Genomic DNA, 24,195 nt, shown 5'->3' on the forward strand with positions numbered 1-24,195 from the left:
GTTGGGGGCAGTGCGTCCTGAGCGCAGAAAATTGATCAAGAAATAGCCAATCTCAAGCCCGGAGCGCCATCGTCTTCACCGAGCCTGAGATCTGGGAGCCTCTGGCCGGCCAGATGCAATATCCGGGCTAGGCAGTTTCCATCACAGGAGAGACTGAATGGAAATTAAATGCATCTCCGGCTTTGCCTCCATCACCAAAGACCCGGTGGCTAGTGCGTCGCTGTATCAGGATGCGCTGGGTCTGCCGCTGGAGGCGATGGACGAGTATCGCTTTGTGGATCACTTCCCTGGCGCGAATCATTTTGGTGTCTGGCCGCTGGCCATGGCCGCTCAGTCCTGCTTCGGCCAGGATGAATGGCCCGAGAGTGTGCCCGAGCCCACGGCGACGATCGAGTTCGAGCTGGCGGATGCCGCTGCGGTGGAGGCGGCGGTGCAGGAGATGAAAGCCAAGGGGCAGGCGTTTATTCACGAAGCCAGGATGGAACCCTGGGGCCAGACGGTCGCGAGGTTCATGAGCCCCGAGGGCGTCTTGATCGGCCTGAGCTACGCGCCATGGCTGCATGATTGAGCGCCCGGCGGCCGATGCCCGCCCCTAGCGGTTGAACAGCCACATCAGCGCCGATAGGACCACGCTCACCAGAATCATGGTGGTGATCGGAAAGAAGAACGAGAACCCCTCCCGACGCACGGCGATATCCCCCGGCAGCTGGCCGAAGGGCAGCCGGGAGAGCCAGGGCCAGAGCAGGCCCACGGCGATGATGATCAGGCCGATGATGATCAGGGTGCGGTTCATGGCGTCGCCTCCTGTCGCTTGGACCCTTATCAGGTCGGACGGTGCGCCCACCGAAGATCTTCCCCGGTGGGCGCTTGCGGGTGCGGCGGCGCTGGCTCAGCCTACGCGGCGCAGCAGCGCCAGCAGCCCCTGCAGCGGGTGGGGCAGGGCGGTGTCGGAGAAGCGCTTCACCTGGCTGCGGCAGGAGTAGCCGGTGGCCAGCAGGGTCCCCGCGTTGGCCTCGTCCTCCACCACCGGCTGCCAGGACTGGGCGTAGATGGTCTTCGAGGTCTCCAGGTTGCGCGCCTCGTGGCCGTAGGTGCCGGACATGCCGCAGCAGCCGGTGGCCACCAGCTCGAGCTTGAGGCCGAAGGCCGCGAACAGCTGCTGCCACGCCTTGGGGCTGCCCGGGGCGTTGGTCTTCTCGGTGCAGTGGGAGAGCAGCCGGTAGCCCGGATCCTCGATGCCGGCGCCCTCCAGGGTCAGGCCGCCGGGCACCAGGCTGGCCGCGCGGGTCACCAGCCACTCCTGCAGCATCAGCACCTCGGGCACGGCCTCCGGCCCCAGCGCCTTCACGTACTCCTGGCGGTAGGTGAGGGTCATGGCCGGGTCGATGCCCACCAGAGGCACGTCGAACTCCGCCAGGGCGCGCAGCCGCCGGGCCTGCTTGTCGGCGGTGCGCGCAAAGGCGCCCAGAAAGCCCTGTACGTGCAGCGGCTTGCCGTTGGGGGAGAAGGGCGCCACGAAGACCCGGATATCCAGCCGGCTCAGCAGCTCGACGATATCCAGCACCAGGTTGGCTTCGAAGTGGCTGGTGAAGGCGTCCTGCACGATCACCACGCTCCTGGCCTTCTGGGCCTCGGTGAGCCGGCCGAGCGAGACGGGCGTGGCTTCCGCCACGCCCCAGGCGGCCAGGGTCTTGCTCAGGCTGGCCCGGGAGAGCCGCGGACTGTCCACCAGCCCCACGGGGCCCGAGAGCAGGCGGTCCACCAGGCGGTTGCCGATCAGCGCATTGTAGGCGGGCGCCACCCGGGAGAGGGCGGGCAGCACGGACTCGGTGGTGCCGATCAGGTAGTCGCGCACAGGGCGCAGGTAGCGGCCGTGGTAGACCTCCAGGAACTGCGCGCGGGAGTCGGGCACGTTGACCTTGATCGGGCACTGGCCGGCGCAGGACTTGCAGGCCAGACACCCGGCCATGGCGTCGTAGACCTCGTGGGAGAAGTCCGCCTCGCGCTTGCGGCGCAGGGTGTTGAGGGTGCGTTTCGGGAAGCTTCTGACAAAGCCCCAGGCGCCCTCGGCCTTCTTCTTGCGCGACTCCTCGGCCAGATCGACGCCGGCGTCGCCCTGCAGGCGCAGCCACTCGCGGACCAGGCTGGCACGCCCCTTGGGGGAGTGCACCCGGTCCCGGGTCGCCTTCCAGGAGGGACACATGGCGTCGTTGGGGTCGTAGTTGTAGCAGGCGCCGTTGCCGTTGCAGTAGACGGTAGCGGCGTGGGCCTGCCAGGCCCGCTCGTCGATGGTGCGGTCGAGCTGGCCCCGGGTGGGCACGCCGTCGATGGTCAGCAGGCCCGGGTCGACCAGCTTCACGGCCTCCGCCTGCGTGGTGTCAGACGCCTTTCCCGCGGCTTCGGACGGGATAGAAGCAGTACCCGCGGCGTCGGGCGGGATGGAGAGAGGCGTTGCGATCTTGCCGGGGTTGAGCTGGTTATGCGGGTCGAAGGCCGCCTTGACCCGCTGCAGGCTGGGGTAGAGCTCGCCGAAGAAGCTCGGCGCATACTCCGAGCGCACTCCCTTGCCGTGTTCGCCCCACAGCAGGCCGCCGTACTTCTGCGTCAGCTCGGCCACCTCGTCGGAGACCTCGCGGATCAGCCGCTCCTGCTCAGGGTCTTTCATGTCGATGGCCGGGCGCACGTGCAGCACCCCGGCGTCCACGTGGCCGAACATGCCGTAGTCCAGGCCCCGAGCGTCCAGGGCGGCGCGGAACTCGGCAATGAAGTCGGCCAGATGCTCCGGCGGCACCGCGGTGTCTTCCACGAAGGGGATGGGGCGCTTCTCGCCCTTGGCGTTGCCCAGCAGGCCCACGGCGCGCTTGCGCATGGCGTAGACCTTCTGGATCTGCGGCCGGCCCTCGGCGAGGGTAAAGCCCAGGCGCTGAACGCTGGCGTCGCTCTCCAGGTGGCGGCAGAAGGCGGCGACCCGCTCGGCCAGGCGCTCGGGGTCGTCGTCGTTGAACTCCACCAGGTTGATGCCGCGCACCGGGGTGTCGCCGGCGGGGAAGAACGCCGCCACGCTGTCCCAGACGAAGTCCTCCATGGCCAGCATCAGCACCTTGTCGTCCACCGTCTCGATGGAGGTGGGGGACGCCTGTGGCCGACCTTGTGAAGAGCTGCCGCTTGACATCAGGGCCCGAGCGTCGCGCAGGGCATCCATGAAGCCCGCGTAGCGCACGTTGACCAGGGTGGAGTGCTTGGGGATCGGCAGTACGTTGAGCACCGCCTCGTCGAGCAGGCCCAGGGAGCCCTCGGAGCCGCAGAGCAGGCTGTTCATGTCGAGCCGGCCCTGGTCGTCTCTCAAGTGAGCCAGATCGTAGCCGGTCAGGCAGCGGTTGAGAGGCGGGAACTTCTCGGCGATCAGCTCGCCCTGGGTGTCGATGATTTCCCGGGCGGTGCGAAAGGCGCGGCCGGTGGCGTCCTGGCGCTCGCAGAGGGTCTCGAGCTCGGCGTCATCCATCGGGCGGCTCACCAGGCGCTCGCCGCCCAGCAGCAGCACTTCGAGCTCCAGCACGTGGTTGCGGGTCTTGCCGTACTCGCAGCTGCCCTGGCCGCTGGCGTCGGTTGAGATCATGCCGCCGATGGTGGCGCGGTTGGAGGTGGAGAGCTCCGGGGCGAAGAAGAGCCCGTGGGGCTTGAGGGCGGCGTTGAGCTGGTCCTTGACCACCCCGGCCTGGACCCGCACCCGGCGGTTCTCGACGTCGATATCGAGGATTCGGTTCATGTGGCGGGAGACGTCCACCACCAGGCCGTCGGTGAGGGACTGGCCGTTGGTGCCGGTGCCGCCGCCGCGGGGGGTGAGCGCCACCTGGCGGTGCTCCACCTGGCCGGCCAGCCGGGCGATGCGCGCGAGGTCCTCGGCGTGGCGGGGGTAGAGCGCCGCCTGGGGCAGGCGCTGGTAGATGGAGTTGTCGGTGGCGAGCACCGTGCGGTCGGCGTAGTCCGGGGCGATCTCGCCCTCGAAGCCGGCGGCCTTCAGGGCCTCGAGAAAGCGCAGGTAGGGTGCGGCAAGCCCGGGGGCGGTGCCGGCGTCGGTGGTGTCCAGTCGAGCGATCATGGGCATCTTCAAGGGGAAGCGTAAGTGCCCCTACTTTACCGCGAGAGGGCGGTAGGGCGCATCCCGGAGGGGGCGTCCATCAGGGAAAACGCATGAAAAACCGCTCTATGACGGGCTTCGTGGCGCTTTACCAGTAGGAGCTAATGTGGTCATCTAACGACTTTTGCTCATGTATGACCTCATGCTGACACCATCGCTTATGCACCATTTATCGATCGTTCCCGACTTCCGCCAGGCCTGGAAAGTGCAGCATCAGCTGTCGGATATCCTGTTCCTGACGGTCTGTGCAGTGATCTGTGGTGCCGAGGGTTGGGACGAAATCGAGGACTTTGGCCACGCGAAGCTCGATTTTCTCCGTCAGTACGGCGATTTTGAGGCTGGCGTGCCCAGCCATGACACCTTGGCCAGGGTCATGGCCCTGGTGAATGCCGAGCAGTTGCAAAGCGCATTCGCCGAGTGGATGAAGGCCTGTCACGATGTGACGGAGGGCGCGGTGGTGGCCATCGATGGCAAGACGCTGCGAGGGTCGTACTGCCGAGGGAAGGGCAAAGGGGCGATACACATGGTCAGTGCCTTCAGTGCGGCGAATGGCGTGGTGCTGGGCCAGGTCAAGACGGCGGAGAAATCCAACGAGATCACGGCGATTCCCGAGCTACTCAAGCTTCTCAATCTGCAAGGTTGCTTGGTGACGATCGATGCCATGGGTTGCCAAAAGAAGATCGCCACTCAGGTGCTGCGGAAGGGCGCCGATTACCTGTTGTCGGTGAAGGAAAATCAGCCAGCCCTGGCGGATGCCTTCGAGGCAGCGTTTCCCATGCCCAAGGTGGTCAACTTTGAAGGGGATGCGTATGTCACGGACGAGAAGAATCGGGGCCGGCAAGAGACTCGATACCATATTGTCAGCGAGGTTACTGAAGAATTTCAGGAGCTTAGCTATGAATGGCCAGGCCTGAAAACGGTGGGCGTGGTGATGAGTTTCCGCCAGGAAGGCGATGAGGTGCCAGAAGCCCCGATGATCCGCTACTACATCAGCTCTGCCGAGCTGAGCGCCAAGAAGCTCGCCGAAGCGGCTCGCCAGCATTGGTTTGTCGAGAATAAGCTCCACTGGTCCTTGGACGTCGCGCTCCGCGAGGATGCTTGCAAAATCCACCGCGGTCAGGCGGCGGAAAACCTCGCCAGGATGCGCCATATCGCCTTGAATTACCTGAAAGGGGAGAGCCGTTTCAAAGGCGGCATCCGGCGAAAGCAGAAGAAAGCGGCACTGGATGAGACTTACCTCGCAGACATTCTCGCGGTGTAGGGTTTTTCATGCGTTTTCCCTGGGGCGTCCATGGCGCCCCTGCGGCCTTTTGCCTACAATGGGCGGCCTGTTTGACCCCCTATCGTTTTCATCCCCTATCGTCTTCATGACGCCACTACTGCAACGGACCGGATTCCATGCTCGATCCCAAACTGCTGCGCAGCGACCTCGATGCGGTCGCCCAACGACTGGCCAAGCGGGGCTATGCCCTCGATACCGAGCGCCTCGAGGCGCTGGAGTCCCGGCGTCGCGAGCTGCAGGCCGAGACCGAGTCCCTGCAGAACGAGCGCAACACCCGTTCCAAGGCGATCGGCAAGGCCAAGGCCGCCGGCGAGGATATCCAGCCGCTGCTCGACGAGGTCTCCGACCTGGGCGACCGGCTCGATGCCGCCAAGGCGCGCCTGGCCGAGGTGCAGGCCGAGTGGGATGACCTGGTCAGCGGCATTCCCAACCTGCCCCACGAGAGCGTGCCGGAGGGCCGTGACGAGAGCGACAACGTCGAGCTGCACCGCTGGGGCACGCCCCGGGCGTTCGATTTCGAGGTGCGCGACCACGTCGACCTCGGCGCCCTGCAGGGCAAGCTGGACTTCGACCTGGCGGCCAAGCTGACCGGCGCGCGCTTCGCGGTGATGCGTGGCCCCATCGCGCGGCTGCACCGGGCCCTGGCCCAGTTCATGCTGGACAAGCAGACCCTGGAGCACGGCTACGAGGAGTGCTACGTGCCCTACATGGTCAACGAGGCCTCCCTGCGCGGCACCGGGCAGCTGCCCAAGTTCGGCGAGGATCTGTTCCGCCTCGACGACGAGCGCGGCTACCACCTGATCCCCACCTCCGAGGTGCCGCTGACCAACTTCGCCCGGGACGAGATCCTGGAGCACAAGGCGCTGCCCCTGAAGCTCACCGCCCATACCCCCTGCTTTCGCAGCGAGGCGGGCTCCCACGGCCGCGATACCCGCGGCATGATCCGCCAGCACCAGTTCGACAAGGTGGAGATGGTGCAGCTGGTGGCGCCGGAGCAGAGCTACGCGGCCCTGGAGGAGATGCGCGGCCACGCCGAGGCGATCCTGCAGGCCCTCGAGCTGCCCTACCGGGTGGTGACCCTGTGCACCGGCGACATGGGCTTCGGCGCCGCCAAGACCTATGACCTGGAGGTGTGGATCCCCAGCCAGGACGCCTACCGCGAGATCTCCTCGATCTCCAACTGCGAGGAGTTCCAGGCGCGGCGCATGCAGGCGCGCTTCCGTCATCCCGACCAGAAGAAGCCCCAGCTGCTGCATACCCTCAACGGCTCCGGCCTGGCGGTGGGGCGCGCCCTGGTGGCGGTGCTGGAGAACTACCAGAACGCCGACGGCTCGATCACCGTGCCCGAGGCGCTGCGCCCCTATATGGGCGGCGTCGAGGCGATCAACCTCCCGGGCTGACGCGCCCGAGCCTGGGCCACCGGCCCTGACGCGAACCCCCGCCGGCGGCCGCCGGCGGGGGTTGGCTGCGTTCAGGGGAGGCGACGGGAAGGCGACCGACTCACTCGATCTCCCAGTTCACGCTGACCCCGGCCTCGATGTCGATCGTGCCGGGGCGGTACTCGGCCCGGGCGCTCTCGCGGGCGTCGGCGCTCATGGCCATCATGCGCGGCTGGAAGGCCGGCGAGCGAGTCTCGCTGACGCTGGCGACAGGCCCCAGGGTGATGCCCAGGGTCTCGGCCATCAGCTCGGCCTTGTGGCGAGCCCTCTCCAGCGCCTTGACCAGGGCCTCGTCGGTGGCGGCCTCGCGGTCGGCGAGGTCGTAGCTGACGCCGTCCAGGGCATTGACCCCGGCCTCGGTGAGGGCGTCGAGCAGCAGCGGCAGCCGCTCCAGGTCGTCGAGCTTCACCTGGAAGGGGCGCTCCAGGCGAGTGCGCACCAGCGGCTCGCGCTCGCCGTCCTCGCCGCGGCTGCCGGCGAGGTGCTCCGGCTGCACCGCCAGCGAGCCGGCGCTGATGGCATCGCCCTCGAAGCCGGCGCTCTCCAGCGTGTCGATCAGCTCGGCAGCGCGGGCTTCCAGACGCTCCCGCGCTTCGCGCAGCGCCTCCGGGTCGCCGCCGCTCTCGTCTTCTCTGGAAACTGCCGGGGTGCGCTCCCAGAGCCGTGCGCTCAGGGTGGCGCGATCCGGCACCACGGCAAGCGTGGCCTCGGCCTGGACGCTGAGCTGGCGCGGCGTGTCGGCCGCGATAGCCGGTGCGCCCAGTAGCGGGGTGACGATCAGCAGAGTGCCCAGCAGCAGCCGGGCGGGGCGAAGGGATAACATCGGGGCCTCCTTGCGGTCTTGGCGTGGCGGTGTGCCACCCCGCTTCGAGGTGGGCCGACTATAAAGGTTCCCGCGGCGGCCATCATTGTTGCTGGCCCGGCGCGGAGGCATGATGGGGGCTGGCCAGGGAGGACAGGAACTCACGATGTCGGCTAATGAACCGGATGCCCCGAGCATCATTCCGCTCAACCTCATGCTCGGCCTGGCCGCGCTGGTCGTGATCGTGGCCGGCATGAAGGCCGGTGCGAGCCTGCTGGTACCGATGCTGCTGGCCATCTTCATCGCGGTGGTCTGTACCGCGCCGATCCAGTGGCTCAACCGGCTGGGGCTTGGCCTGCGGGCGGCCGTGTGGCTGACCCTGGTGGTGATCGGGGTGCTCTTCTCGCTGGTGGGTCTGCTGCTGGTCAACAGCTTCGGCACCTTCACGGAGGCGCTGCCGGGCATCGAGGAGAAGCTGCAGGCCTACTATGTCGGGCTGCTGGATGGCCTGGCGAGCTTGGGGCTAGCCATCGACCCGGACCGGCTGGCCGGTCTGCTGGACGTCGAGGAGCTGGGCGGCTGGATCCCCACCCTGCTCGGCGAGATCGGCAACCTGCTGGTGCAGAGCACCATCGTGGGCCTGCTGGTGCTGTTCATGCTGTTCGAGATGCTGCACTTTCGCGACAAGGTCTCCCGCGCCCTGGCCAACCCGGCGCCGAGCCTTCAGCGCTTCAGCGAGTTCAGCCAGACCCTCAAGCGCTACCTGGCCGTCAAGACTCTGATCAGCCTGGTCACAGGCGCTCTGGTGTGGGTGGCCTGCCTGCTGGTCGGGGTTGATTTTCCTTTCCTGTGGGCGGTGCTGGCCTTCGCGCTCAACTTCATTCCCAATATCGGCTCGGCCATCGCGGCGATTCCCCCGGTGCTGCTGCTGCTGGTCTCGCCGGAGGGCGGGCTGGTCGATGCCCTGCTGCTCTCTGCGGCCTACCTGGGGATCAACTTCCTGCTGGGCAATATCGTCGAACCAAGAGTGATGGGGCGCGCGCTGGGACTGTCGACCCTGGTGGCCTTCCTGTCGCTGGTGGTGTGGGGCTGGATCTTCGGCACGGTGGGCATGCTGCTCTCGGTGGTGCTGACCATGACGCTCAAGATCGCCCTGGACAGCCATCCCCAGACCCGCTGGATCGCCCACCTGCTGGGCCCGGGCGATGCTGGGCATGGGGGCTCGCCCCAGCGTCCCCTGGCGGAGCGAGTGGCCGAGGAGAAGGAACGGCGCTCGGAGCCGCCCCCGGAGTGAGCGGTGTCGAATCGATGTTCTGTAAACGACAACGCCCCGGCCATTGGCCGGGGCGTTTCGCAGGAGTGAGCGCCGCGATCAGGCGTTCTGGTCGATGAACTGCGTCAGCTGGGACTTGGACTGGGCGCCCACCAGGGAGGCGACCTTGGTGCCGGACTTGAACAGCATGACGGTGGGAACACCGCGCACGCCCTGTTCGGCGGCGATCTCCGGGGCATCGTCCACGTTGATGCTGACGACCTTGAGGTTGCCGTTGCGCTCTTCGGCGACCTCGTCGACCACCGGCGCCATCACCTTGCAGGGACCGCACCAGGGCGCCCAGAACTTGAGCAGAACCGGGGTGTCGGCCTTGAGGACTTCCTGCTCGAAGTTGGCATTGGTGACATCGACGTTGTTGGCCATGGGGTTCTCCAGTTTCGTTGCGCTGCATCGAGCGTATTCATGGCGTGCCTCGGGCACGCCTGGCCGGACGATGTTAGCGGTCGGCCGCGGCGCTGGCAAATGGCGCCTTGGGGGCACTGGCCGATCCGCCCCTCTCTTGTATATACTCTAAAGAGCTTAGTAACCTGTTTCTTATTTCTGTTTGGCATTGCCGGCGCCCGTCACGGGGCGGCTGCCAGGGAGTTTGCCGCCATGAAGCTGCAGCAGCTGCGCTATATCTGGGAAGTGACCCGCCACAACCTCAACGTCTCGGCCACCGCTCAGAGCCTCTACACCTCCCAGCCGGGAATCTCCAAGCAGATCCGCCTGCTGGAGGATGAGCTCGGCGTGGAGATCTTTGCCCGCAGCGGCAAACACCTGACCCGGGTCACGCCGGCAGGTCAGGCCATCGTCGAGCTGGCCGGCGAGGTGCTGCGCCTGACCGAGAACATCAAGGAGGTGGCCCAGGAGTTCAGCGACGAGCGCCGCGGCAGCCTCGCCATCGCCACCACCCACACCCAGGCGCGCTATGCGCTGCCGCCGGTGATTCGCGACTTTACCCGCCGCTACCCGGATGTGGCCCTGCATATGCAGCAGGGCACCCCCAAGCAGATCGCTCAGATGGTCAGCGACGGCCAGGCGGACTTTGCCATCGCCACCGAGTCCCTGGAGCTCTTCAACGACCTGGTGCTGCTGCCCTGCTACCGCTGGAACCGCTGCATCCTGGTGCCCCAGGGGCACCCCCTGGCCGATGAGCCGACGTTGACCCTCGAGGCCCTGGCGCGCCATCCGCTGGTCACCTATGTGTTCGGCTTCACCGGCCGCTCCCAGCTCGACGAGGCCTTCCGCGCCCGTGGGCTCGAGCCCAACGTGGTGCTGACCGCCTCAGATGCCGACGTGATCAAGACCTATGTGCGCCTGGGCATGGGGGTAGGCATCGTCGCCCATATGGCGGTGGACCCGGAGCAGGACGGCGACCTGGTGGCGCTGGACGCCGGGCATCTCTTCGAGAGCTCCACGACCAAGATCGGCATCCGCCGCGGCACCTTCATGCGCGGCTACATGTACGACTTCCTCAGGGGCTTTGCGCCGCACCTGGAGCGGGAGCTGGTAGACGCCGCCCTGGCGGCGGGGCCCCGCCACGAGGCGCCGCTCTTCGAGAAGATCGAGCTGCCGGTGCGCTAGCCGCGTTCGATACCGGCCTCCCGCCGCGGGGGCCGAAACGCCGAAGGGCGCCCTCAGGGGCGCCCTTCTACGTTAAGGGAGCGTCGTCCCGATCACGCCGGGCGGGTAGCCTGCGGCGAGGCGCCAGGCAGGTTGGTGGCGTGCAGGCCGCACTCCTTGCCGGCCTGCTCCTCCCACCACCAGCGTCCCTCGCGCTCGTGCTGGCCGGGCAGGGTGGGACGGGTGCAGGGCTCGCAGCCGATGCTGACGAAGCCGCGCTCATGCAGCGGGTTGTAGGGGACGTCGAACATGCGGATGTAGCTCCACACCTCCTCGCTCGACCAGTGGGTCAGGGGGTTGAGCTTGTAGAGGGGGCTCTCCTCGCTGCCGAAGGCGAGATCACGCTCGGCGATCTGCAGGCTGGAGCGGGTGCCGGGGCTCTGGTCCCGGCGCTGGCCGGTGACCCACATCGGCAGGTCCGCCAGGCGCGCCCGCAGCGGTGCCACCTTGCGGATGCCGCAGCACTCCTGGTGGCCATCCCGGAAGAAGCTGAACAGGCCCTTGGCCTGGACCAGGGCCTGCACCGCCTCGGGGTCGGGAAAGCGCACGTCGATGGCGATGCCGTAGTGCTCGCGCACCCGCTCGATAAAGGCGTAGGTCTCCGGATGCAGGCGGCCGGTATCCAGGGCGAAGACGTGCACGGCCTCCTTTGGCGCCACCTTGAGCGCCAGGTCGATCAGCACCACGTCTTCGGCGCCGGAGAAGGAGAACGTCAGCTCGCCGAAGGCCTGATAGGCGGCGCGCAGGATCTCCTTGGGGGTGTCCCGGTCGTGCTCCAGCACGAAACGGTTGGGGTCGAAGCTCGGCATGGGGCCTCCATCATGAAGTCGCTGGCCGCTACCCTACCAAGCGCACGGGGCTGGCCCCCAATACCGATTTCTTGGGTTTATATGCCTCACTCCTCGCACGAGCAGTCGGCCAGCGCCGCCATCAGGTGGCCGATCTTGTCCAGGGTCTCCTGATGCTCTGCCTCGCCCTCGGAATCGGCCACCAGGCCGCCGCCGCCCCAGAGGTGAAGCCGGCCGGCATCGGCCACTGCGGTGCGGATGGCGATGGAGGTGTCCATGCGGCCGCGCACATCCACATAGCCGAGGCTGCCGCAGTAGGCGCTGCGCCGGCTCGGCTCCAGCTCCTCGATGATCTGCATGGCGCGAACCTTGGGGGCGCCGGTGATGGAGCCGCCGGGAAAGGCGGCGGCGAGCAGCTCCAGGGGCGTGCGCCCCGGGGCCAGCTCACCGGTGACCACGCTGACCAGGTGGTGGACGTTGGCATAGTGCTCCAGGCCGCAGAGCTTGGGAACCCGGACGCTGCCCGGACGGCAGACGCGCCCCAGGTCGTTGCGCAGCAGGTCGACGATCATCACGTTCTCGGCGCGGTCCTTGAGGCTGGCGGCGAGCTCGTCGGCCAGGGCCTGGTCCTCGACGGGGGAGGCCCCTCGGGGGCGAGTGCCCTTGATGGGGCGTGTCTCCACCTGGCCGTCGCGGCACTCGAGGAAGCGCTCCGGCGAGAGCGAGAGGAGCGCCTGCTCCCCCTGGGGGCCTGGCCAGCTCATGTAGCCGGCATAGGGGGTGGGCGTGGCGCTTCGCAGGTGCCGGTAGGCGTCCCAGAGATCGCCGGCATAGGGGGCGCTGAAGCGCTGGGCGAGGTTGATCTGGTAGCAGTCGCCGGCGCGGATATAGCGCTGTACCGCCGCGAACCGCTCCAGGTAGGCCTCCCGGGAGAGCTCGCCGGCGAAGGGGGCGCTGAGCCGAAACTCGCGGCTGGCGGGGATAGAGGCCGCCAGCCAGTCGAGTACCTGGCGCCGCCGCTCGGCGGTAGCGACCAGCCAGGCCTCGCGGCGGTCATGATCCTGGATCAGCGCCCAGTCGTAGAGGCCGACGCGGCTCGCCGGCAGCGACACCGCCGGCCGGGCGCGCTTGCCCACCGGCTCCAGCAGCCGGCCCAGATCATAGCTCCAGTAGCCGATCAGCCCCCCGAGGAAGGGCAGCTCGCTTTCCTGGCTGGCCAGGGGCAGGCGGTCGAGCAGCGCCTGCTGGGCGGCGAAGGGGGAGAGCCCGGCCAGCTCGGGGGCGCCGGTGACGGCGCCCCGCTCATCGATCTCCAGGGTCACCAGGGGGTCGCTGGAGAGAATGTCGAAGCGCCCGCCGGGCGCCTCCGGGCGGCCGCTGTCCAGCAGCACCGCGCCGGGCCGCTGGCGCAGGCGGGAGAAGCGCGGCAGGGGCGTCTCATGGTAGGGCAGGGGAGTGATCTGAAGGGGTGCGTTCATGACCGGGCCTTGCGAAAACAGGCGGACCATTCTAGGCCCCGCCGGGGCGATTGTCCTCAGGAGAGCCGAGGCGCCGGCCATGATATTGTCGACATCTGCAGAAGCGTTCGCCGGGTTGTCTACAACCAAAGGGGGATAGGCTGGGCGTTTCTGCGTATTGACCCCATTATGGGGAGTGGCTACTCTCTCTTCACCAAATGATTGTCGACAATTGCCATGAACTCAGCCGAAACCGAAACGTCGATCCCGGAAGTGCGCACCCTGGCGGAGCGCGTCTTCCAGCAGCTCCAGGATGCGATCGTACGCGGCGAGCTGGCCCCGGGCAGCAAGATCACCGAGCCGGGCCTCTCCCGGACCTACGGGATCTCCCGCGGGCCGCTGCGCGAAGCGATGCGTCGCCTGGAGGCGCACCGCCTGATCGAACGGGTTCCCCATGTGGGCGCGCGGGTGGTCAAGCTCTCCATGCAGGAGCTGCTGGAGCTGTTCGACGTGCGCGAGGCCCTGGAGAGCATGGCGGCGCGACTGGCGGCGAAGCACATGACCGCCGAGGAGATCGCCGGGCTGCGCAAGCTGCTGGCCATGCATGAAGGCCAGGCCGACCTCAGGAAGGGCGAGGCCTACTTCCAGCGCGAGGGCGACCTGGACTTCCACTACCGTATCGTCCAGGGCAGCCATAACCGCATGCTGGTGAACATGCTCTGCGATGACCTTTATTACCTGGTGCGGCTCTACCGCACCCAGTTCAGCGCCAGCGGCTCGCGTCCCCAGCGCGCCTTCGTCGAGCATCACCGGATCGTTGACGCCATCGAGGCCGGCGATGCCGAGCTGGCCGAGCTGCTGATGCGCCGCCACGTCAGCGCCTCGCGGGCCAATGTCGTCGACCGCTATGCGGCCACGCTGCGCCAGCAGGCCGAGACGACATCCTGACCCGAACCGACCCTTTCAGGCCCGAACACCACAGGAGAGACCCCATGACCCAGCAGACTCCCGGCGCCCGCTTCCGTGCCGCCCTCGAGGCCAACCGCCCGCTGTCCATCGTCGGCACCATCAATGCCTACACCGCCATGATGGCCCAGCGCGTCGGCCACCAGGCGATCTATCTCTCCGGCGGCGGCGTGGCCAACGCCTCCTTCGGCCTGCCGGACCTCGGCATGACCACCATGAACGACGTGGTCGAGGACGCCCACCGCATCTGCGGCGCTACCGACCTGCCGCTGCTGGTGGATATCGACACCGGCTGGGGCGGCGCCTTCAATATCGCCCGCACCGTCAAGGAGATGCAGCGTGCGGGCGTGGCCGCCGTGCACATCGAAGACCAGGTCGCCCAGAAGCGCTGCGGCCACCGCCCCAACAAGGCCATCGTCTCCCAGCAGGAGATGGTCGACCGTGTCAAGGCCGCCGCCGATGCCCGCATCGATCCTGACTTCTACCTGATCGCCCGCACCGACGCCTTCCAGAAGGACGGGCTGGATGCCGCCATCGAGCGTGCCCAGGCCTGCATCGCGGCCGGCGCCGACGCCATCTTCGCCGAGGCGGTGCACACCCTGGACGACTACAAGGCGTTCTGCGAGCGCGTTGACGCGCCGATCCTGGCCAATATCACCGAGTTCGGCGCCACGCCGCTGTTCTCACAGCAGGAGCTGGGCGAGGTGGGCTGCCGCATGGTGCTCTACCCGCTCTCCGCCTTCCGGGCCATGAACGCCGCGGCGCTCAAGGTCTACCAGAGCATCCACGCCAACGGCCACCAGCGCGACGTGGTGGAGCTGATGCAGACCCGCGACGAGCTCTACGACTTCCTGAACTACCACAGCTTCGAGCAGAAGCTCGATGCGCTCTTCGCCGAGAAGGGCGGCGACGCCTGAGGCGCGCCCCCCTACGCTATTACGGATACCTTCAAGAGGAGAGAGATCATGGCAGATAAACCCATCGGCGGCGCCGGCCTGCGTGGCCAGAGTGCAGGTACTACCGCCCTGTGCACCGTGGGCAAGACCGGCTCCGGCCTGACCTACCGTGGCTTCGACATCAAGGAGCTGGCGGAGAAGGCGAAGTTCGAGGAGGTGGCCTACCTGCTGCTCAAGGGCAAGCTGCCCAACCAGGCCGAGCTCGACGCCTACATCGCCAAGCTCAAGGGCCTGCGCGGCCTGCCCGCGGCGCTCAAGACCGTGCTCGAGCAGATCCCCAAGGATGCCCACCCCATGGACGTGATGCGCACCGGCGCCTCCATGCTGGGCAACCTGGAGACCGAGCAGAGCTTCGACGAGCAGCAGGACGTCTCCGACCGCCTGCTGGCCGTGCTGCCCTCCATCATCTGCTACTGGTACCGCTTCAGCCACGACGGCGTGCGTATCGAGACCGAGACCGATGACGAGTCCATCGGCGGCCACTTCCTGCACATGCTGCGCGGCGAGCCGGCCTCCGAGCTCCACGCCCGTGTCATGAACGTCTCGCTGATCCTCTACGCCGAGCACGAGTTCAACGCCTCGACCTTCACCGCGCGGGTCTGCGCCTCGACCCTCTCCGACATGCACTCCTGCGTGACCGGCGCCATCGGCTCCCTGCGCGGGCCGCTGCACGGCGGCGCCAACGAGGCGGCCATGGAGATGATCGAGAACTGGACCTCCGCCGAAGAGGCCGAGCAGAAGATCATGGGCATGCTCGAGCGCAAGGAGAAGATCATGGGCTTCGGCCACGCGATCTATCGCGAGTCCGACCCGCGCAACGCCATCATCAAGGAGTGGTCGAAGAAGCTGGCCGAGGACGTGGGCGACACCGTGCTCTATCCGGTTTCCGAGCGCGTCGAGGCGGTGATGTGGCGCGAGAAGAAGCTGTTCTGCAACGCCGACTTCTTCCACGCCAGCGCCTATCACTTCATGGATATCCCCACCAAGCTGTTCACGCCCATCTTCGTGATGTCGCGGGTGACCGGCTGGGCGGCCCATGTCTTCGAGCAGCGCGCCAACAACCGCATCATTCGCCCGAGCGCCGACTACGTTGGCCCGGAGAAGAGCGAGTGGGTGCCCATCGAGCAGCGCGACTGATCGACAGGCGTTCTTCGCCACGCACCCCAGCGGGGCGGCCCTTCGGGGCCGCTTCCCCTGCACTCTCCTCGCCTCGCCCAGCCGTCAGCAAGAGATTTTCGACGCCATGAATACCGAATACCGTAAACCGCTTCCCGGCACCGAGCTGGACTATTTCGACGTGCGTGCGGCCGTCGAGGCGATCCAGCCCGGTGCCTACGACACTCTTCCCTACACCTCCCGGGTGCTCGCCGAGCAGCTGGTGCGTCGCTGCGAGCCAGAGCAGCTCACCGACGCCCTGAAGCAGCTGATCGAGCGCCGTCGGGACATGGACTTTCCCTGGTACCCGGCCCGGGTGGTGTGTCACGACATTCTTGGCCAGACCGCGCTGGTCGACCTGGCCGGCCTGCGCGACGCCATCGCCGAGCAGGGCGGCGACCCCGCCAAGGTCAACCCGGTGGTGCCGACCCAGCTGATCGTCGACCACTCCCTGGCCGTGGAACACGCCGGCTACGAGCCGGACGCCTTCGAGAAGAACCGCGCCATCGAGGATCGTCGCAACGAGGATCGCTTCCACTTCATCGAGTGGACCAAGACCGCCTTCGAGAACGTCGACGTCATCCCCGCCGGCAACGGCATCATGCACCAGATCAACCTGGAGAAGATGTCGCCGGTGGTCCAGGCGCGCGACGGCGTGGCCTTCCCCGACACCTGCGTGGGCACCGACAGCCACACCCCGCACATCGACTGCCTGGGCGTCATCGCCATCGGCGTCGGTGGCCTCGAAGCCGAGACCGTGATGCTGGGCCGCCCCTCCATGATGCGCCTGCCCGACATCGTTGGCGTGGAGCTGACCGGCAAGCCCAAGCCCGGCATCACCGCCACCGATATCGTGCTGGCGATCACCGAGTTTTTGCGCCGCGAGCGCGTGGTCGGCGCCTATCTGGAGTTCTTCGGCGAGGGCGCCAAGAGCCTCACCATCGGCGACCGTGCCACCATCTCCAACATGACCCCGGAGTATGGCGCCACCGCGGCGATGTTCTACATCGACGAGCAGACCATCGACTACCTGACGCTCACCGGCCGCGAGCCGGAGCAGGTGGAGCTGGTGGAGAAGTACGCCAAAGAGACCGGCTTGTGGGCCGACAGCCTGACCAATGCCCAGTATGAGCGGGTGCTGACCTTCGACCTTTCCAGCGTCGAGCGCAACCTGGCCGGCCCCTCCAACCCGCACCGCCGCCTGCCCACCGGCGAGCTCGCCGAGCGCGGCATCGCCGTGAACTACGAGAAGGCCCAGGCGGAGGAGAAGGAAGGCAGGATGCCCGATGGCGCGGTGATCATCGCCGCCATCACCAGCTGCACCAACACCTCCAACCCGCGCAACGTGGTGGGGGCGGGCCTCTTGGCCAAGAAGGCCAACGAGCTCGGTCTGGTCCGCAAGCCCTGGGTGAAGTCCTCCTTCGCGCCGGGTTCCAAGGTCGCACGGCTCTACCTGGAAGAGGCCGGCCTGCTGCCTGAGCTCGAGAAGCTCGGCTTCGGCATCGTCGCCTACGCCTGCACCACCTGCAACGGCATGTCCGGTGCGCTGGACCCCAAGATCCAGCAGGAGATCATCGACCGCGACCTCTACGCCACCGCCGTGCTTTCCGGCAACCGCAACTTCGACGGCCGCATCCACCCCTATGCCAAGCAGGCTTTCCTGGCCTCGCCGGCGCTGGTGGTGGCCTACGCCATCGCCGGTACCGTGCGCTTCGATATCGAGAAGGATGTGCTCGGCACCGACAAGGACGGCAACCCGGTCACCCTCAAGGACCTCTGGCCCTCCGACGAAGAGATCGATGCCATCGTCGGCGAGTATGTGAAGCCGGAGCAGTTCAAGCAGGTCTACATTCCGATGTTCGACCTGGACGCCGCGGACAAGGCCGAGAGCCCGCTCTACGACTGGCGCCCCCAGAGCACCTATATTCGCCGTCCGCCCTACTGGGAGGGCACCATGGCGGCTGCGCGGGAGCTCAAGGGCATGCGCCCCCTGGCGATCCTGCCGGACAACATCACCACCGACCACCTGTCGCCCTCCAATGCCATCATGATGGACAGCGCGGCGGGCGAATACCTGCACAAGATGGGCCTGCCGGAGGAGGACTTCAACTCCTACGCCACCCACCGCGGCGACCACCTCACCGCCCAGCGGGCAACCCTTGCCAACCCCAAGCTCTTCAACGAGATGGTGCGTGACGATAACGGCGAGGTGGTGCAGGGCTCGCTGGCGCGGGTCGAGCCGGAAGGCGAGGTGATGCGCATGTGGGAGGCCATCGAGACCTACATGAACCGCAAGCAGCCGCTGATCATCATCGCCGGCGCCGACTACGGCCAGGGCTCGTCCCGGGACTGGGCGGCCAAGGGCGTGGCGCTGGCCGGGGTCGAGGCGATCGTGGCCGAGGGCTTCGAGCGTATCCACCGCACCAACCTGATCGGCATGGGCGTGATGCCGCTGCAGCTCCAGGAGGGCACTACTCGCCACACCCTGCAGCTCGACGGCACCGAGACCTACGACGTGGAAGGCAAGGCGGAGCCGGGTGCGACGCTGACGCTTGTTATCCACCGCAAGACCGGCGAGGTCGACCGGGTGCCGGTGACCTGCCGCCTGGATACCGCGGAAGAGGTCACCGTCTACTCCGCCGGCGGTGTGCTGCAGCGTTTCGCCAAGGACTTCCTGGAGTCCACGGCTGACGCGACAAGCTGAGGCCGGGCAAACGCCTGATGATGTAGAGCCCCATCGACCCGGCGCCGCAAGGCCCGGGTCGATCTTTACCCCCTTACCTATCAAGGAAGCGACCTTAATGGCTCACGTTCCCCAGATTCGTATTCCCGCCACCTATATGCGCGGTGGCACCAGCAAGGGCGTCTTTTTCCGGCTGGATGACCTCCCCGAGGCGGCGCAGGTGCCCGGTGAGGCCCGCGACCGCCTGCTGATGCGGGTGATCGGCAGCCCCGACCCCTACCAGAAGCAGATCGACGGCATGGGCGGGGCCACCTCCAGCACCAGCAAGACGGTGATTCTCTCGAAGAGCGAGAGCCCCGACCACGACGTGGACTACCTCTTCGGCCAGGTGGCCATCGACAAGGCCTTCGTCGACTGGAGCGGCAACTGCGGCAACCTCTCCGCCGCCGTGGGCCCCTTTGCCGTGGCCAACGGCCTGGTGGACCCGGCGCGCATTCCCGAGAACGGGGTGGTCGAGGTGCGCATCTGGCAGGTCAATATCGGCAAGACCATCGTCTGCCAGGTACCCATCACCGACGGCGAGGTGCAGGAGACCGGCGACTTCGAGCTGGACGGCGTGACCTTTCCGGCGGCCGAGGTGCCGGTGGCCTTCAAGGATCCCGCCGACGGCGAAGGGGCGATCTTCCCCACCGGCAACCTGGTCGATGACCTCGAGGTGCCGGGCGTGGGCACCCTCAAGGCCACGCTGATCAACGCTGGCATTCCCACCGTCTTCGTCAACGCGGAGGAGATCGGCTACACCGGCACCGAGCTGCAGGAGGCGATCAACGGCGACGCCGAGGCGCTGGCGCGCTTCGAGACGATCCGCGCCCACGGCGCGGTGAAGATGGGTCTGATCAAGGACGTGGCCGAGGCGGCCAGCCGCCAGCACACCCCCAAGGTGGCCTTCGTGGCGCCGCCGGCGAGCTACACCTCTTCCAGCGGCAAGGAGGTGCAGGCCGAGTCCATCGACCTGCTGGTGCGGGCGCTCTCCATGGGCAAGCTGCATCACGCCATGATGGGCACCGCCGCGGTGGCCATCGCCTCCGCCGCCGCCATCGAGGGCACCCTGGTCAATCTGGCTGCCGGCGGCGGCAAGCGCAACGCCGTGACCTTCGGCCACCCCTCAGGCTCGCTGCGCGTCGGCGCTGCGGCTAGCCTGGTGGAGGAGCGCTGGGTGATCGACGAGGCGGTGATGAGCCGCAGCGCCCGGGTGCTGATGGAGGGCTTCGTGCGCATTCCCGGCGACAGCTTTTGAGCCTGTCCTCGCCTGGCGGCGAGGCCTTGTGAACAGAGGCGCCCCTGGCCAGACGGCCGGGGGCGCCTTGCTTCATGGCGCGGACACTCTTCTACACTGGGGGTAGCCAATGCCGATGCCGAAGGAGAGCGAGATGAGTACCGTGGAAGCCAATGTGCGTCCGGACTACGACGACGAGCTGCAGAAGATCGCCGACTATGTGCTCGGCTACCGCATCGACAGCCCGGAGGCGTGGAACACCGCACGGCTCTGCCTGATGGATACCCTGGGCTGCGGCCTGCTGGCGCTGCGCTTTCCGGAGTGCACCAAGCACCTGGGTCCCTTGGTGGAGGGTACCCTGGTGCCCCACGGCGCCAGGGTGCCCGGCACCGCCTATCGCCTGGACCCGGTCAAGGCCGCCTGGGATATCGGCTGCATCGTGCGCTGGCTCGACTACAATGACACCTGGCTTGCCGCCGAGTGGGGCCACCCGTCGGATAACCTGGGGGCCATACTGGCGGTGGCCGACCACCTCTCCCAGAGGCGGGTCGCCGAAGGGGAGGCGCCGCTGGTCATGCGCGACGTGCTCGAGGCGATGATCATGGCCCACGAGATCCAGGGGGTGTTGGCCCTGGAGAACAGCTTCAACCGGGTGGGGCTCGACCATGTGGTGCTGGTCAAGGTGGCCTCCACGGCGGTGGCGGCCAGGCTGCTGGGCGCCGATCGCGAGCAGCTGCTCTCCGCGCTCTCCCATGCCTGGGTCGACGGCCAGAGCCTGCGCACCTATCGCCATGCGCCCAACGCCGGCTCGCGCAAGAGCTGGGCCGCCGGGGATGCTGCCTCCCGGGCGGTACGCCTGGCCGATATCGCCCTGCGCGGCGAAATGGGCGTGCCCGGGGCGCTCACCGCGCCCCAGTGGGGCTTCTACGATGTGCTGTTCAGCCATACCAATCGCGACCTCGCCACCAAGCCCGAGGCGGAGCGGCGTTTCCGCTTCCAGCGCGACTTCGGCAGCTATGTGATGGAGAACATCCTCTTCAAGCTCTCCTTCCCGGCGGAGTTCCACGCCCAGACCGCCTGCGAGGCCGCCGTGACCCTGCACCCGGCAGTGAAGGGGCGCCTGGACGAGGTCGAACGCATCGTTATCACCACCCACGAGTCGGCGATTCGCATCATCTCCAAGGAAGGGGCGCTGGCCAATCCGGCGGATCGCGACCACTGCCTGCAGTACATGGTGGCCGTGCCGCTGCTCTTCGGTGAGCTGGCCGCCGAGCACTACGAGGACGACTTCCATGCGGCCCACCCCGAAATCGACGCCCTGCGGGCGAAGATGGAGGTGGTGGAGGAGCCCCGCTACAGCCGCGACTACCTGGACCCCGAGAAGCGCTCCATCGCCAATGCCATCCAGGTCTTCTTCACCGATGGCACCTCGACCGACCAGGTCGCCGTGGAGTACCCCATCGGTCATCGGCGCCGGCGCGAGGAGGGCGTGCCGGTACTGGAGGAGAAGTTTCGTCGTAACCTGGAGACCTGCTTCCCGCGGCCGCGCAGCGCCGGGATCCTGGCGCTATGCCGCGACCAGCAGGCCCTCGAGGCGATGCCGGTTCATCGTTTCATGGGGCTGCTGACGCTCTGATCGCACCGGGCTGGCCATGATCTTGACGCCGTTCATGGCCGGGTCCGGCATCCTCCGCTATATTTTTTCCCGAGGGGCTTGCAAGGCCCCGGGGAAAACCGTAAAGTACGCATCCGCTGCCGGTGACCAGCAAGGTTGCAGGCGGTAATAGGTGGAAGAAGTGATTGATCTGTTTGAGTTTTTTGAAACGCTTCGAAAAACTTTCAGTTGACAATCACCGCAAATTCGCTAGAATATGTGCCACTAAGTCTACAAGGCTCGCTGAGGGCTCTATTCGCAGACGCCTCGGCAGGATGAGGCAGGCGGTCAGCAGAAATCGGTCGGGATGCAGCGCATCGCCAACCACCGCTTGACACGCTGAAGCGAATCGGTAGAATACGCCTTCCTCGCAGGGCGCTGACGACAGGCGGAGAGCTCAAGAGAGCCTGCTCCGGTCGACAGCACAGCGAGACGCTTCACTCCACAGGGTTCGCCCGAGAGTTCGAAGCCGCTCTTTAACAATCGATCAGGTAATTCATGTGGGCGCTTGTCGATGAGTTCGGTGACCAGTCACAGAACCATCAAGGCAAGCGACTCGTCAAGACCTTCGGGTCTTTTGAGAAACGTTTGAACCTTGAGCCAAGTTTGGTGCACTTAATGCACTATATGATCTTAAACTGAAGAGTTTGATCATGGCTCAGATTGAACGCTGGCGGCAGGCCTAACACATGCAAGTCGAGCGGAAACGATGGAAGCTTGCTTCCAGGCGTCGAGCGGCGGACGGGTGAGTAATGCATGGGAATCTGCCCGATAGTGGGGGATAACCTGGGGAAACCCAGGCTAATACCGCATACGTCCTACGGGAGAAAGCAGGGGATCTTCGGACCTTGCGCTATCGGATGAGCCCATGTCGGATTAGCTTGTTGGTGAGGTAATGGCTCACCAAGGCGACGATCCGTAGCTGGTCTGAGAGGATGATCAGCCACATCGGGACTGAGACACGGCCCGAACTCCTACGGGAGGCAGCAGTGGGGAATATTGGACAATGGGCGAAAGCCTGATCCAGCCATGCCGCGTGTGTGAAGAAGGCCCTCGGGTTGTAAAGCACTTTCAGTGGGGAAGAAAGCCTTGGGATTAATACTCCCGAGGAAGGACATCACCCACAGAAGAAGCACCGGCTAACTCCGTGCCAGCAGCCGCGGTAATACGGAGGGTGCGAGCGTTAATCGGAATTACTGGGCGTAAAGCGCGCGTAGGCGGTCTGATAAGCCGGTTGTGAAAGCCCCGGGCTCAACCTGGGAACGGCATCCGGAACTGTCAGGCTAGAGTGCAGGAGAGGAAGGTAGAATTCCCGGTGTAGCGGTGAAATGCGTAGAGATCGGGAGGAATACCAGTGGCGAAGGCGGCCTTCTGGACTGACACTGACGCTGAGGTGCGAAAGCGTGGGTAGCAAACAGGATTAGATACCCTGGTAGTCCACGCCGTAAACGATGTCGACTAGCCGTTGGGGTCCTTGAGACCTTTGTGGCGCAGTTAACGCGATAAGTCGACCGCCTGGGGAGTACGGCCGCAAGGTTAAAACTCAAATGAATTGACGGGGGCCCGCACAAGCGGTGGAGCATGTGGTTTAATTCGATGCAACGCGAAGAACCTTACCTACCCTTGACATCGAGAGAACTTGGCAGAGATGCCTTGGTGCCTTCGGGAACTCTCAGACAGGTGCTGCATGGCTGTCGTCAGCTCGTGTTGTGAAATGTTGGGTTAAGTCCCGTAACGAGCGCAACCCTTGTCCTTATTTGCCAGCGCGTAATGGCGGGAACTCTAAGGAGACTGCCGGTGACAAACCGGAGGAAGGTGGGGACGACGTCAAGTCATCATGGCCCTTACGGGTAGGGCTACACACGTGCTACAATGGACGGTACAAAGGGTTGCAAAGCCGCGAGGTGGAGCTAATCCCATAAAGCTGTTCTCAGTCCGGATCGGAGTCTGCAACTCGACTCCGTGAAGTCGGAATCGCTAGTAATCGTGAATCAGAATGTCACGGTGAATACGTTCCCGGGCCTTGTACACACCGCCCGTCACACCATGGGAGTGGACTGCACCAGAAGTGGTTAGCCTAACTTCGGAGGGCGATCACCACGGTGTGGTTCATGACTGGGGTGAAGTCGTAACAAGGTAGCCGTAGGGGAACCTGCGGCTGGATCACCTCCTTATCGACGACGTCACCGACTCGCGACAAGTGCTCACAATGAATTACCTGATCGACCAGAGCAAAAGACTGTTTGGGTCGCGGACCCAGTGGTTGGAAGCCGGGTCTGTAGCTCAGTTGGTTAGAGCGCACCCCTGATAAGGGTGAGGTCGGCAGTTCAAATCTGCCCAGACCCACCATTTAGCGGGGCCTTAGCTCAGCTGGGAGAGCGCCTGCCTTGCACGCAGGAGGTCAGCGGTTCGATCCCGCTAGGCTCCACCAATTTCCTCTCGGGGAACTTGGTCATGGCTCAGCTGGGAGAGCGCTTGCCGGCACCAGGAGGTCGCGCCGGGGTCGCGTCGGTCCGTCGTCACGGCGACTTCGAGCGAAACGTCGCACCGCCCGCTTGGCTCCACCATCGTCTCCCCTACAGCAGTCTTACCTGATCGGATCTGCAGTCATAAGCCAGCATCGCAGCAAAAGATGTCAGGTTTATGACTGTCGATTGACAG

At 66.1% G+C, this 24,195-nt stretch carries 17 protein-coding genes, 2 tRNA genes and 1 rRNA gene; 14 read left to right on the plus strand and 6 right to left on the minus strand.

Going from position 1 to position 24,195, the window contains the following annotated elements; all coding sequences use genetic code 11:
* Positions 1–157: 157 nt before the first annotated feature.
* A complete protein-coding gene (locus tag NHL60_RS06615; protein ID WP_253450491.1) occupies positions 158–568 on the plus strand; it encodes a VOC family protein in 411 nt (136 codons plus the stop codon).
* Positions 569–592: 24 nt separating this feature from the next.
* Here NHL60_RS06615 and NHL60_RS06620 read toward each other — a convergent pair whose 3' ends face one another.
* Positions 593–793, minus strand: coding sequence for a DUF2905 domain-containing protein (locus NHL60_RS06620; RefSeq protein ID WP_253450494.1), 201 nt, complete (start codon positions 791–793; stop codon positions 593–595).
* A gap of 96 nt (positions 794–889) precedes the next feature.
* Positions 890–4,099, minus strand: coding sequence for an FAD-binding and (Fe-S)-binding domain-containing protein (locus NHL60_RS06625; protein WP_253450497.1), 3,210 nt, complete (start codon positions 4,097–4,099; stop codon positions 890–892).
* A gap of 181 nt (positions 4,100–4,280) precedes the next feature.
* On the opposite strand from NHL60_RS06625, the gene NHL60_RS06630 reads away from it, so the two are divergent.
* Positions 4,281–5,399, plus strand: coding sequence for an ISAs1 family transposase (locus NHL60_RS06630; protein WP_253452053.1), 1,119 nt, complete (start codon positions 4,281–4,283; stop codon positions 5,397–5,399).
* A 137-nt stretch (positions 5,400–5,536) separates the two neighbouring features.
* Positions 5,537–6,820 carry a serine--tRNA ligase gene (gene serS, locus NHL60_RS06635; protein ID WP_253450499.1) on the plus strand — a complete coding sequence of 428 codons (1,284 nt, stop codon included), beginning with the start codon at positions 5,537–5,539 and terminating at the stop codon, positions 6,818–6,820.
* 100 nt (positions 6,821–6,920) lie between these two features.
* Here serS and NHL60_RS06640 read toward each other — a convergent pair whose 3' ends face one another.
* Entirely contained in the window at positions 6,921–7,682 is a 762-nt protein-coding gene (locus NHL60_RS06640; protein WP_253450503.1) for an SIMPL domain-containing protein, read from the minus strand.
* Between the two features lie 145 nt (positions 7,683–7,827).
* Here NHL60_RS06640 and NHL60_RS06645 point away from each other — a divergent pair, with 145 nt between their 5' ends.
* Positions 7,828–8,955: an AI-2E family transporter gene (locus tag NHL60_RS06645; RefSeq protein WP_253450506.1), complete on the plus strand. Its 1,128-nt coding sequence runs from the start codon at positions 7,828–7,830 to the stop codon at positions 8,953–8,955.
* Between the two features lie 78 nt (positions 8,956–9,033).
* Here NHL60_RS06645 and trxA read toward each other — a convergent pair whose 3' ends face one another.
* The gene (gene trxA / locus NHL60_RS06650) at positions 9,034–9,357 is read right to left on the minus strand and encodes a thioredoxin (protein WP_253450509.1); all 324 of its coding nucleotides are present in this window, start codon (positions 9,355–9,357) and stop codon (positions 9,034–9,036) included.
* Positions 9,358–9,588: 231 nt separating this feature from the next.
* On the opposite strand from trxA, the gene cysB reads away from it, so the two are divergent.
* Positions 9,589–10,560 (plus strand): HTH-type transcriptional regulator CysB, encoded by a 972-nt coding sequence (gene cysB, locus NHL60_RS06655; protein ID WP_253450512.1) that lies wholly within the window; start codon positions 9,589–9,591, stop codon positions 10,558–10,560.
* A 92-nt stretch (positions 10,561–10,652) separates the two neighbouring features.
* Here cysB and NHL60_RS06660 read toward each other — a convergent pair whose 3' ends face one another.
* Positions 10,653–11,408 carry a phosphoadenylyl-sulfate reductase gene (locus NHL60_RS06660; protein ID WP_253450514.1) on the minus strand — a complete coding sequence of 252 codons (756 nt, stop codon included), beginning with the start codon at positions 11,406–11,408 and terminating at the stop codon, positions 10,653–10,655.
* Positions 11,409–11,494: 86 nt separating this feature from the next.
* A complete protein-coding gene (gene pabB / locus NHL60_RS06665; RefSeq protein ID WP_253450517.1) occupies positions 11,495–12,865 on the minus strand; it encodes an aminodeoxychorismate synthase component I in 1,371 nt (456 codons plus the stop codon).
* A gap of 216 nt (positions 12,866–13,081) precedes the next feature.
* Here pabB and NHL60_RS06670 point away from each other — a divergent pair, with 216 nt between their 5' ends.
* From NHL60_RS06670 to NHL60_RS06710, 9 genes are all read left to right on the plus strand, one after another.
* Positions 13,082–13,792, plus strand: coding sequence for a GntR family transcriptional regulator (locus NHL60_RS06670; protein ID WP_253450521.1), 711 nt, complete (start codon positions 13,082–13,084; stop codon positions 13,790–13,792).
* 44 nt (positions 13,793–13,836) lie between these two features.
* The gene (gene prpB / locus NHL60_RS06675; RefSeq protein ID WP_253450524.1) at positions 13,837–14,727 is read left to right on the plus strand and encodes a methylisocitrate lyase; all 891 of its coding nucleotides are present in this window, start codon (positions 13,837–13,839) and stop codon (positions 14,725–14,727) included.
* Positions 14,728–14,775: 48 nt separating this feature from the next.
* Entirely contained in the window at positions 14,776–15,903 is a 1,128-nt protein-coding gene (prpC, locus tag NHL60_RS06680) for a 2-methylcitrate synthase (RefSeq protein ID WP_253450527.1), read from the plus strand.
* A 106-nt stretch (positions 15,904–16,009) separates the two neighbouring features.
* Positions 16,010–18,625 (plus strand): Fe/S-dependent 2-methylisocitrate dehydratase AcnD, encoded by a 2,616-nt coding sequence (acnD, locus tag NHL60_RS06685; RefSeq protein WP_253450530.1) that lies wholly within the window; start codon positions 16,010–16,012, stop codon positions 18,623–18,625.
* A gap of 97 nt (positions 18,626–18,722) precedes the next feature.
* Complete coding sequence (gene prpF / locus NHL60_RS06690) at positions 18,723–19,901, plus strand: 2-methylaconitate cis-trans isomerase PrpF (protein WP_253450533.1); 1,179 nt, start codon at positions 18,723–18,725, stop codon at positions 19,899–19,901.
* A 133-nt stretch (positions 19,902–20,034) separates the two neighbouring features.
* A complete protein-coding gene (locus tag NHL60_RS06695) occupies positions 20,035–21,516 on the plus strand; it encodes a bifunctional 2-methylcitrate dehydratase/aconitate hydratase (RefSeq protein WP_253450536.1) in 1,482 nt (493 codons plus the stop codon).
* Positions 21,517–22,169: 653 nt separating this feature from the next.
* Positions 22,170–23,708, plus strand: a 16S ribosomal RNA gene (locus NHL60_RS06700).
* Positions 23,709–23,806: 98 nt separating this feature from the next.
* Positions 23,807–23,883: transfer RNA gene (locus NHL60_RS06705), tRNA-Ile, on the plus strand.
* A 6-nt stretch (positions 23,884–23,889) separates the two neighbouring features.
* A tRNA-Ala gene (locus NHL60_RS06710) sits at positions 23,890–23,965 on the plus strand.
* The last annotated feature ends 230 nt before the right edge of the window (positions 23,966–24,195 follow it).

Origin of the sequence: Halomonas sp. Y3, from assembly GCF_024137965.1 — a bacterium.
In the GTDB taxonomy this organism is placed as follows: domain Bacteria; phylum Pseudomonadota; class Gammaproteobacteria; order Pseudomonadales; family Halomonadaceae; genus Halomonas; species Halomonas mongoliensis.